General features: G+C 40.3%; 13 protein-coding genes. 4 read left to right on the forward strand and 9 right to left on the reverse strand.

Annotation, left to right across the window (positions count from 1 at the left end; genetic code table 11):
• Nucleotides 1–130: 130 nt before the first annotated feature.
• The 7 genes from Q0192_RS01875 to Q0192_RS01905 all read right to left on the reverse strand — a co-directional run bounded on the left by Q0192_RS01875 (nt 131) and on the right by Q0192_RS01905 (nt 6,031).
• Entirely contained in the window at nt 131–445 is a 315-nt protein-coding gene (locus Q0192_RS01875) for a hypothetical protein (RefSeq protein ID WP_299285231.1), read from the reverse strand.
• Complete coding sequence (locus Q0192_RS01880) at nt 442–705, reverse strand: helix-turn-helix domain-containing protein (RefSeq protein WP_299285234.1); 264 nt, start codon at nt 703–705, stop codon at nt 442–444. The genes Q0192_RS01875 and Q0192_RS01880 overlap by 4 nt, the downstream gene beginning before the upstream one ends.
• A complete protein-coding gene (locus tag Q0192_RS01885) occupies nt 702–998 on the reverse strand; it encodes a helix-turn-helix domain-containing protein (RefSeq protein WP_299285237.1) in 297 nt (98 codons plus the stop codon). The genes Q0192_RS01880 and Q0192_RS01885 overlap by 4 nt, the downstream gene beginning before the upstream one ends.
• Nucleotides 999–1,183: 185 nt before the next feature.
• A complete protein-coding gene (locus Q0192_RS01890) occupies nt 1,184–1,945 on the reverse strand; it encodes a hypothetical protein (RefSeq protein ID WP_299285240.1) in 762 nt (253 codons plus the stop codon).
• Nucleotides 1,946–2,572: 627 nt separating this feature from the next.
• A complete protein-coding gene (locus Q0192_RS01895; protein WP_299285243.1) occupies nt 2,573–3,646 on the reverse strand; it encodes a hypothetical protein in 1,074 nt (357 codons plus the stop codon).
• Between the two features lie 12 nt (nt 3,647–3,658).
• Nucleotides 3,659–3,883, reverse strand: coding sequence for a hypothetical protein (locus tag Q0192_RS01900; RefSeq protein WP_299285246.1), 225 nt, complete (start codon nt 3,881–3,883; stop codon nt 3,659–3,661).
• 513 nt (nt 3,884–4,396) lie between these two features.
• Nucleotides 4,397–6,031 carry an FtsX-like permease family protein gene (locus Q0192_RS01905; RefSeq protein WP_366518128.1) on the reverse strand — a complete coding sequence of 545 codons (1,635 nt, stop codon included), beginning with the start codon at nt 6,029–6,031 and terminating at the stop codon, nt 4,397–4,399.
• Between Q0192_RS01905 and Q0192_RS01910 the strand changes: the two genes are divergently transcribed.
• Together Q0192_RS01910 and Q0192_RS01915 are read left to right on the forward strand one after the other, a co-directional pair.
• Nucleotides 5,912–6,178 (forward strand): hypothetical protein, encoded by a 267-nt coding sequence (locus Q0192_RS01910; RefSeq protein ID WP_299285252.1) that lies wholly within the window; start codon nt 5,912–5,914, stop codon nt 6,176–6,178. The genes Q0192_RS01905 and Q0192_RS01910 overlap by 120 nt on opposite strands.
• Before the next feature lie 82 nt (nt 6,179–6,260).
• Nucleotides 6,261–7,094 (forward strand): IS982 family transposase, encoded by an 834-nt coding sequence (locus tag Q0192_RS01915; RefSeq protein WP_299284661.1) that lies wholly within the window; start codon nt 6,261–6,263, stop codon nt 7,092–7,094.
• 13 nt (nt 7,095–7,107) lie between these two features.
• Here the strand turns inward: Q0192_RS01915 and Q0192_RS01920 are convergent, their stop codons facing one another.
• Nucleotides 7,108–7,695 carry an ABC transporter permease gene (locus Q0192_RS01920; protein ID WP_299285255.1) on the reverse strand — a complete coding sequence of 196 codons (588 nt, stop codon included), beginning with the start codon at nt 7,693–7,695 and terminating at the stop codon, nt 7,108–7,110.
• 57 nt (nt 7,696–7,752) lie between these two features.
• On the opposite strand from Q0192_RS01920, the gene Q0192_RS01925 reads away from it, so the two are divergent.
• Entirely contained in the window at nt 7,753–8,007 is a 255-nt protein-coding gene (locus tag Q0192_RS01925; RefSeq protein ID WP_299285258.1) for a hypothetical protein, read from the forward strand.
• A 182-nt stretch (nt 8,008–8,189) separates the two neighbouring features.
• On the opposite strand, the gene Q0192_RS01930 is transcribed toward Q0192_RS01925, so the two are convergent.
• Entirely contained in the window at nt 8,190–8,543 is a 354-nt protein-coding gene (locus Q0192_RS01930) for a helix-turn-helix domain-containing protein (RefSeq protein ID WP_299285261.1), read from the reverse strand.
• 93 nt (nt 8,544–8,636) lie between these two features.
• On the opposite strand from Q0192_RS01930, the gene Q0192_RS01935 reads away from it, so the two are divergent.
• On the forward strand, nt 8,637–9,374 hold the full coding sequence (locus Q0192_RS01935) for an SDR family oxidoreductase (protein WP_299285265.1): 738 nt from the start codon (nt 8,637–8,639) through the stop codon (nt 9,372–9,374).
• The last annotated feature ends 216 nt before the right edge of the window (nt 9,375–9,590 follow it).

A 9,590-nucleotide genomic window follows, 5' to 3' on the forward strand; every position in this document is an offset into this window, starting at 1 on the left:
CCTCCCAGAAGGAGGTAACCCGGGTTTTTGTGTAGCAAAAACATTAACTCGCTCCCTCATGGCGCAGAATTACAGGGCGGTATATATAGCTGTGTAGCTATACCAGATTTTGTTAGGTGAAATGCTCTGCTCAGGTGCTGATTTCCGGTAACCAGACCAGGCTGCCGGGCCCTACCGGATCAAAAGAGGGCCGGTAGCGGATATACCCATATTCGTCCAGTTGCCGGATGCACTTATGATAGGTGGCAAAGGAGGAAATGCGGCTATAGGACATCAGCATTTTCCGGCTTACGGGAAAGGGGCTTTCAAACCCGCTGCGCTGCCAGCAAACAAAGATCGCGGCAAACAGGCTCACGTGGGTGGCCAGCATCCTGCTGTCCGCGCCCATCCGGCTGACCCATCTGCTATAGCCCGCCATTTTGTTTTGAATTGGAACAGCTGTCATAACGGGCCTCCTTCCAGCAGTTTATTAATGTCCTCTAACTTGTAGTACATAATGCTGCCTACTTTGCTGAAGCGCAAAGTGCCGTCCAGGCGCAGGTTTTGCAGGGTGCCGGGCGAAATATTCAGCAGCTTTCTGACCTCGTTACTTTTAAGCCATTTTTTGGTCGTTGGCTGCCCCGGCTGCACGATGCGTTTGATCTCCTCGATCAGTTCGCTTTTAAACGCTTTCAAATCTTCCCTGGTCACAAGTTCTACGTTCATCTTTTCTCCTCCTTTGCTTGATTGGTTAAACTTTGATTCTGCTGCATGCGGCCCAGCACTTCGCTTTTTTTGAAGTAAACCCTTTTGTGCAGGCGCAGATAGGGCAGCCCTTTTTTCATCCAGTCGGTAAGCGTTACCAGCGAGACGCCAAGTTCCCCGGCCAGTTCCTGTTTGGACAGCAGCCGCTCTGGTTCCTGCCGGCCGTTTCCGTAAGTTTCACAATGTTCCAGTAGTTCCGCCCTAACTGCAGCCCTGATGCAGCGCGATAGGGCGTCGTGGTTTAATATTTCCATAGCCATTTGTTTTAGGGCAAATGTCTACCACAGGAGTGAGCTTTTTTGACCAGGCAAATCTGGCTGGTTAAATTGATGGTGTTTAAGTAAAGGAAGACAAAGTCATAAATTACTCTTTATCAAACTGATAGCTAACCAGGAAAACAAAAGGGGAGAACTGCTGGCTGAAGCAAAAAATTAGCAAACTAGCTTCGCTTTTTAGCAGGCCTGATCGTAAATAACTTTGATTTGATAGGGATTTCGGCATGTTTATCACCTGGTTCCTGCTTATCGCCCGGGAAATAACGGCGTATGGTTTCCAGGTTGATTTCCTTATCTCCCTCGCGGAAGTATTTACAGATCATCTTTGTCCAGACGCTTTGCGTCTGGGACAGCATCAGCTCTTTTCCTTCGGGCGTTTTTAGCTCCTGCATCTGCAAAAACAGGTCTAACACAGCATTACGGTGGCCGGAAGCAATATTGATATAGTCGGGCGTTTCCAGCGCAGTTGCTTTCTTTAGCGCTACTTTGAGCTGCTCTACCTGCGCTTTCAGGACATGGATTTCTGTTTCCTGCCCGGCAATCACCGCGTTGTTTGCTTTATGGATATGCCACTGGTCAAAAGAAATGAGCAACTGTGTAAACTTTTGTAGCCTGTCAATCTCGCGCTCGTTTCGCAAATGATCCTTGTCGTACACATCTTTTCGTAAAAGTACGTTTAGCTGCCTTTCGATCAGGCCCCAGAAATACCGGAAGAAAGCTTCTTCCGTTCCAGTTTTATGTTTCTCCAAGTAATATGCCAGGTGGCGTTGGTAAAATGCTTCAATCTGGTCATCTGTTATCGCAAACACCCTTTTAAAAAAGTGCTTTAAAAAATGCGCCCTGTCCCAACTTACCGGGTTGCCGATATCCAGCGTATCTTTTGCGAAATCAAAACGGTCGCGGGGTTTAAAGTAGGTGACGCTCATATAGATGAGGGTTTAGTCAAAAACAGGTTTCTATTATTGAAAGATAGGTAAGTAAGGCTTAATACTGGCTGATTTTCACTTAAAACTTTGAGTTTTTTTAAAGCGACCACTCTTATAACTTACTATTTTTTTGTTTTCTCTCAATACTTCAATATAAATAAAATTCTACTTGTCGGTTATAACAACTGTTGATCTCTCAGCTTATTTAATTTTTTAGCATCTTACAACTTGCGGTGTAAGTATTATTTGGTTTAACTTCGATAGCAAGCAAAAATAGGGCTAAACTCGAACCTTTCCGTGATAGATTTGTAACTCTTTACTACTATTTGACTGAAGGTTCGAACCCAGTTGGGTGTATCTAAATGTGCAGTTCTCGAACCATTCTCTATATGATTGAAGAGGTTGGCTGCTCTCACTTTTATGAGATCGTATACAATTCTATTAACTTACGCACCATGGTTTTTGTTACGTATTTGTAATTAGTTCGATTATGCCTCTGGCTAAAATTTTATATGGCCGATACTTAACAAATCTCAAACTATTTCTGAGAAGACTTGTGCAAGTGAATCGTCTACGCTTCCTTAAAGAAAATTAAAGATATAGCTCTGTATTCTGACGGAAGCGCCCCTAATGATTAAAAATTGATATGCCAACATCATTTGTATTATTGAGCCCGTAATCGCTCTGAGGGTTGCGGAAATAAAATGATAGCATCATTGTTGTTTTGTGATCCGGGCTTTTAAAGAATGTGGTAAAGGACTGGTCGTCTTTGTCTTCGCTGATCACATAAGACTTGCCATAAGAATCCCTCATTAACTTAACCACCTGCTGGTATGTTGCAGACGCCGATTTATAATCTTTACTTTCAATTATCCTTAAAGTAAGCTGATCTTTTTGATCGCCATTTACACTTTTTTGCAAGCTGGCATCCATGAGCGAATCTGCTAACATAATAACCGGAAAATCATATTTTTCGTAATTTGAGGAGTTAACATATCTTTCGGGTCCACATATCAGTTTGTTATAGTTATGTCTGATCAGGTTAGAACGTAAGTACTCCAGATAGCTTAAGAATGATTCCATCGTAAGCGAATCAAGGCCAAGCGCATCATGATGATTAAGAAAATCCTCTACCTGTATATCGCTGCCGCTGACGTAATCAAATGCGAATTTCGCTTTGGGGTCGCTTAGTGCTGCAAATTTAAGTTGAAGTGTTGAAAAACTACCGGGTGGTAATGCAAAGAAAAGGGTATCGGCAAATGTACTAATCTCATTTGGCTGAATGACCTTGGTTAAAAATTTTGCGGCTTCCAGTTTAACGTTCTTAGAATCATCCGTGACAGAATCGATACGAAACTCTACAGTTGCTTTAATAACCCTGTTCCCTGTGTTTTTCAATTTGTAGTCAAATGTGATAAATTCTGGAACATTTGAAAATTTCCGATGTGTTTCCTTACTCATAAGGACAACATCTCCGGCTGCTTCGCGGTTATATCCAACAATGGTTTTAGCCAAAGCCATACTCCAGTTAAACACCCCTTTTTCACCGCTATCCATGTAAAGTACCGGAACCAACGCGTTTATAGCAACAGAAAATTTCCAGTATTCCCATTGTTCCTTTTCCTGGGGGGAAAGGTTCTGATATTTAACGATATAATAATTAAAAATATCAACAAGCCCGGCGGTAAGTCCCGCAGACACTGCGCTCAGGCGCTAAAGCCGCGAGGGGTGATCGGAATTATTAAAATCAGACTCACCAAGTGTATAAAAAAGATCGATAGCTTGTTTAGTCACTTCTGCTTCCTCTTGGATTGTTGAAAGCTTACTGGAGATTGGCGTATTTGCCGCGAGCATATTGTCCATTTGTGCCGTAACAAAGCTGGCGTAGTAGTTGAATACGAACTTTGTTCCAAGAAGGTCTGCCTGTGCTTCGAGCACGCGTTTCTGATCCGGACAGTATTGAAAGAAGATTTAGAGCTTTGTTTTCATAGTTCCATCCTTATTAAATTTTAAAATTATTCTTGATAACGCTATTCGCGAGTTATTTCTCACCTTTCCATATGGTCGAACTTCTTGCTTATGTAACCAAAGCATTAACTCTTGCTATGTAATTATTCTTGAAGCGTTGTGTTCTAGTCGGCAGTTATTTTAATGAACAGGATAAAACACCTAAGTCTAAAGAGCATTAAGCGTTACATTTAAACCTACACAAAACTTAGTTTATTGTAATTAGATATGTGTCATAGTTAAACGTAACAGTTTAAGAATAAAAAATGTACTTTCAATAGGCGAGGGCCGCTTTACATGAGTTCCTTCGTTTTTCTGTAATAAGGAATCGTATTAGAAGAATATAAACTGCCGTTACTGTATTCTTAAAGATAGTTATCGGATTGCTTATAGATAATTGGTAAGACGGTAAAGAAAACAGGTCTGATTATAGTAACCAAAATCCTATTCAGCTTTTAAACTTTTTACCGGGTTAGCTAAAGCAGCTTTAACAGCCTGAAAACTTACCGTTAACAGCGTAATTGTGAGGACAATTAAAGCTGACAGGGCAAACATCCACCACTTCACATCGGTACGATAAGCAAAGCCGTCTAACCATTTATTCATTGCGTACCAGCTCAAAGGAGAGGCAATCATAAAGGCAATAATGACAAGAACCAGAAATTCAGAAGACAACAGGGTGAAAATAGATCCTGCACTTGCACCCAGTATTTTCCGGATACTGATTTCTTTCACTCTTTGTTCGGCTGTAAACATAGCAAGCCCAAGTAATCCCAAGCAGGAAATAAAAATAGCCATTAGCGCAAAAACATTGGATAACTTTCCTACGACCTGTTCAGATGTATATAAGCGCTGATACTCCTCATCCAGAAACTGATAGCTAAATGGAAAATCTGGATTTAGCTCCCTGCATAACTGCTCCAATCCAGTTAAAGCCTGTTTAGTCTGACCTGGCTTGGTTCTGATTAAAATATGACTGCCTCCATCTGTTAACTGAATAAATAGTGGTTGTATTTGTTGGTGCAGGGATTCAAAATGAAAGTCTTTTAGCACACCTACAATATGACCTATTTGCCCGTTAACTATTAACGGTTTTCCTATAGGTTCCTTATATCCCATCGTTTTGGCTGCCGTTTCATTAATTAGATAAGCAGTAGAATCTGTACCAAAGTTTTTAGAAAAATCTCTTCCTTCCTGCAACTTTAGCTTCATGGTCGAAACAAAATCATATCCTACGCCCGTTTGTGCAAACTGAACTTTAACGCCCGGTTCTTTGCCACTCCACTCCACGGCATTGGTATTATTGTCATTATTAGTTGGATTATTATCAGCATGGGTAACCGCTTGTACGCCCAGTATTTTTGATGCTTCCGTTTTGAATACCTCATACCTGGAACCTAAAGCTCCTTCAAATGGTATATCGATGAGATTCTCGCGGTCATAACCCAAATTTTGATGCTGTAAGAAACCAACCTGCCTTGATACTACCATTGTTCCAATAATCAGCATGACAGAAAGTACGAACTGGAAAACAACCAACCCTTTACGAAACCACACAGAACCGGTACTTAATTTCGCCGTGCCTTTTAAAACTGTAACAGGGTTAAAAGAAGACAGATAAAGGGCGGGATAACTTCCGGAAACGACTCCAATGATTACTGTAAATACCATTAGTTTCAACCAAAAACCCATTTCCACGAAAGGAAGCTGAATTTGTTTTTGTGTTACCTGGTTAAATGCTGGAAGCAGAAGGATCACCAGTAAAATAGCAACTATCATGGAGAATGCAGCGAGCAAAACTGCCTCACCAATAAACTGCCGGATCAGGACGCCCCTCATAGCACCTACCGCTTTTCGGATACCTATTTCCCTGGCCCTTTTAACAGAACGGGCAGTAGTGAGATTCATAAAATTGATACAGGCAATCAGCAAAATAAATACAGCTACTAAGCTAAACAGATGAACATACTCTATCCTGCCTCCGCTGGTCTTGCCATTAATGAAATTAGCATGCAGGTATCCCTCACTAAACTTTTGCAGACCAAGCTGGATCCGGTAAGCTGCACTTTGTTCCCTAATGTAAGTATCCAGAAAGTGGGTAATCTTTTTTCAGTTAGTAATGGATCAGCGCCAGCTCTCAGCATAATAAATGTTAAAGGCCCTCTTGCCATCCATGTATTTGTCCAAGGATGGTCCTGGGCAAAAGCTTCCCAGTTGATTAAATAACTCAAGTTGCCAGATAAAATGGTAAATGAGTAAGCATCAAAAAAGGGAACTTTGGTTTACCACAACTAAAGAACCGATGATGATGCTTACCAAGGATAAAATTATAGGAATATTTTGTTTTATAGATGATTTACTAAAAACAAGTAAACATTATGAAGACAGCCGGAGGCGGGTCAGCGATAGCGAGATCATTACAACAGCAGTTGTATCGTCGTTGTATTTTGGCGGGCATCAGGATAAGGCAAGGCAGTTTATGAAAATGACCGGAATGATACCGGGCATGCTGGACAAGAGCCGTTTCAACCGCAGGTTACATCGGATTGCAGAACTGATTTACAGTCTTTTCATGCAGATCAGTTATTATTTCAAGTATATCAGTTGTGAGATGAGCTATGTACTCGATTCGTTTCCGGTAGCAGTTTGCGATAATATTCGAATCGCGAATTCTAAAATATTACACGGCAAGCAGTGGCATGGCAAGCAAACCAGTATGCGCCGTTATTTTTATGGGGTAAAAGTACAGTTGCTGGTTACCAAAGATGGTATTCCGGTAGAGTTTGGTTTTGTTCCGGGCAGTGAACATGATTCACAGGCCTTAAAGAAGCTGCCAATGGAACTGCCTGCCGAAAGCGAGGTGTTTGCCGATTCGGCTTATACCAATTACGAAATCGAGGACCAGCTTATGGAAACCGATCTGATTGCTTTGAAAGTACACCGGAAATCAAATGCCAAAAGAACAGATAGCGTAAGTGCTGCCTTTATAAAAGAATATATGCGTAAACGGATCGAAACAACCATCAGTGAGATCAAAGGCTTGTTTCTCAGAAAACTTCATGCCGTAACTTTCAAAGGATGGTTGTTGAAAATTACATTATTCGTGTTTGCTTTTACCCTTGATAAAATAATACCTAACTGACAACTTGAGTTAATTAATCAAATTTCCGGGAAGTGTTTTCAGGAATGTTTTCAAAGACGGCCGACACAGTAAAGTCTATTTGGTTTTTATAACGAATAGTTTTGCCCATAGCTGCCTGCGGGCTTCCAAAAAACAGCCCGGCCATTTTTCTGGAAATGGCAATGCTTGCAGGAGAACTAAGTGCTTTTTCTACACTTCCCTGTAACAAAGGGAAACTAAACATTTTAAACAAATCCGGTTTAGCAGCCGTGCCTTCCATTTTAAGGAGTTTGTTTCCGACCTTAAAGGTATTTATCCTGTTGTCTTCTTCCAGCGTGGCAGCATATTCTACTTCCGGCAAAACTTTTTTGAGTTCCTCTGCTAATGGTGCTGGTGTATCATAATCCCCTGTTACTGTATGATCGTAATATTCACGCTCATACACCTGATATAAACGCGCCCCATTCTGATGATAAGCATCAACGCTTAATTCATTTTGTATCCACAAGAAAATAAGCAAGCTAAAAGCCATTCCCAAGGCCAGTCCAAATATGTTGATAGCCGAAAAGGATTTATTTCTCCATAAATTTCGCCATGCGACCTTTAAATAGCTTTTAATCATAATTGATAATATTAATAAAACTGGTAAGTGAAGCTTATAAAGCTAACTCTCAATAAAATGAGGACAAAGAATATGCCTACGTTAAAGGTAGTTGAAGATCAATCGATTACTGCTTTTAAATCTTTTAATTGTCTGGTTTCGATACAACAAGTGTTCGCTTTTGGACAGGCAGTATTAAAAATAGTAGTTTTGGGTAAGAAAAGTATTTATTCGCTACTTAGCATAAAGATAATTATCGGACAAGAAGAAATAAAAACGATCTTTATTAAAAAACAGCGGTATAATAATGAATATATAAACGATGCTATTTAACTTAAATTGACATATGATAAGGCTTCACTTCTTAATTAAGTGAAGTATACAAAATTATAATTTCACTTTAAACAAATGGCAACCTCTCTACAACTACCCGAATAATCAAAGGAAAAAAATGATGTAGTCTTTAAGATTTTGTCAAAAGCGAAGTCAAACCTCTTTATCGATTGGTATAAAGCTTATTTGGACTTTATCTTTTCTCTGTGTGTCAGCCCAAACACAATTAAAGCATTGATGACCGGGAGTGTTTCACCGGCGTGTTCAGTAAGAGCATACGATACTGTAACAGGTTTTGTATTGTTAACAGTTCGTGTAATCAGCAAATTCTCTTCTAACTGCTGCAATTCCTTTGAAAGTACTTTTGGTGTTATGCCTTCCGAAGTTCCCAATACATCTTTAAATCGCATGGTCCCATGAAGATATAAACTTCGAAGAATGACAATCTTCCATTTACCGCTTAACAACTCGATAGCATCTTTTAGCGCTAATTGCCGGTCAACGATAGGTTCGGATTTACCTTTTAATTTTTCCATAGATATAGTTACTTTCCTATGGGTAACGAATAGTGATAGTATAGTAATTGTACGATAATTTTGTTGCCTATAGTAATTAAAATAGTTAACAACATGGGAACTAATAGAGAAAACAGTTTGGGCGGTAAAAAAGTCGTTGTTTTGGGTGGTACATCAGGTATTGGTCTAGCCACCGCAATTGCAGCAGCCAATGAAGGCGCACTGGTTACCGTGGTATCTAGCAACCAGAAAAAGGTGGAAGAAGCTTTAAGTATGCTGTCAGCAGAAAGTAAAGGTTTCGCGGCTGATCTTGGAGACGAAATTCAAATAGCGGAGCTTTTTAAAAATACAGGAGAATTCGATCACCTTGTATTTACAGCAGGTGATGCATTGGAGTTTAGCGAATTATCGGGATTAAACATCGAAGTGGCAAAAAAATCTATTAATCTGCGCTTTTGGGGAGCAATTATGGCGGCAAAGCATGCTGCTCGGTTTATAAGAAAGGGCGGTTCCATTACTTTGACAACTGGCGCACTCGGAAAAAAGCCGAGAAAAGGAACAGTGGTGATCGCAGGAATGGCGAGTGCTATTGATGGACTGACCCGCGCACTTGCTGTTGAACTAGCACCGATAAGAGTTAACGCGGTATGTGCTGGAACTGTCCGGACCAACCTGTTATCAAGCATGCCTGAGGCAGAAAAAGAGGTTTATTTTAAGCAAGTTGGAAGCAACTTGTTAACCGGTAGGGTCGGCCATCCAAACGATCTTGCAGAAGCTTATCTATACTTAATGCGTGGCAGTTTTACAACCGGCCAGATAGTAGTGGTTGATGGCGGTAGTTTGCTCGTGTAATGACAATTGCCAAACCATAATCAAAGGCTTAAAATGCTCCAGCCATTGTTATGGCGAAGCATTTTAAGCCTTTTCTTTAACTTTATATTGCCCATATTGTCCCGATATTTATTTTTGAGCAGTAAATATATTAACAATATTAATTATTTAGAAATATTATTAATATATACACGGGTAATTATCCTAATGAAAAATATATCATTATGATCGGTGGCC

The organism is uncultured Mucilaginibacter sp. (assembly GCF_937859865.1).
In the GTDB taxonomy this organism is placed as follows: domain Bacteria; phylum Bacteroidota; class Bacteroidia; order Sphingobacteriales; family Sphingobacteriaceae; genus Mucilaginibacter_A.

Bases quoted from the DNA above. Each gene is read 5' to 3' on its own strand.
- Q0192_RS01875 (WP_299285231.1), bottom strand. From the start codon at position 445: ATGACAGCTGTTCCAATTCAAAACAAAATGGCGGGCTATAGCAGATGG.
- Q0192_RS01880 (WP_299285234.1), bottom strand. From the start codon at position 705: ATGAACGTAGAACTTGTGACCAGGGAAGATTTGAAAGCGTTTAAAAGC.
- Q0192_RS01885 (WP_299285237.1), bottom strand. From the start codon at position 998: ATGGAAATATTAAACCACGACGCCCTATCGCGCTGCATCAGGGCTGCA.
- Q0192_RS01890 (WP_299285240.1), bottom strand. From the start codon at position 1,945: ATGAGCGTCACCTACTTTAAACCCCGCGACCGTTTTGATTTCGCAAAA.
- Q0192_RS01910 (WP_299285252.1), top strand. From the start codon at position 5,912: ATGAACATACTCTATCCTGCCTCCGCTGGTCTTGCCATTAATGAAATT.
- Q0192_RS01915 (WP_299284661.1), top strand. From the start codon at position 6,261: ATGCTTACCAAGGATAAAATTATAGGAATATTTTGTTTTATAGATGAT.
- Q0192_RS01920 (WP_299285255.1), bottom strand. From the start codon at position 7,695: ATGATTAAAAGCTATTTAAAGGTCGCATGGCGAAATTTATGGAGAAAT.
- Q0192_RS01925 (WP_299285258.1), top strand. From the start codon at position 7,753: ATGAGGACAAAGAATATGCCTACGTTAAAGGTAGTTGAAGATCAATCG.
- Q0192_RS01930 (WP_299285261.1), bottom strand. From the start codon at position 8,543: ATGGAAAAATTAAAAGGTAAATCCGAACCTATCGTTGACCGGCAATTA.
- Q0192_RS01935 (WP_299285265.1), top strand. From the start codon at position 8,637: ATGGGAACTAATAGAGAAAACAGTTTGGGCGGTAAAAAAGTCGTTGTT.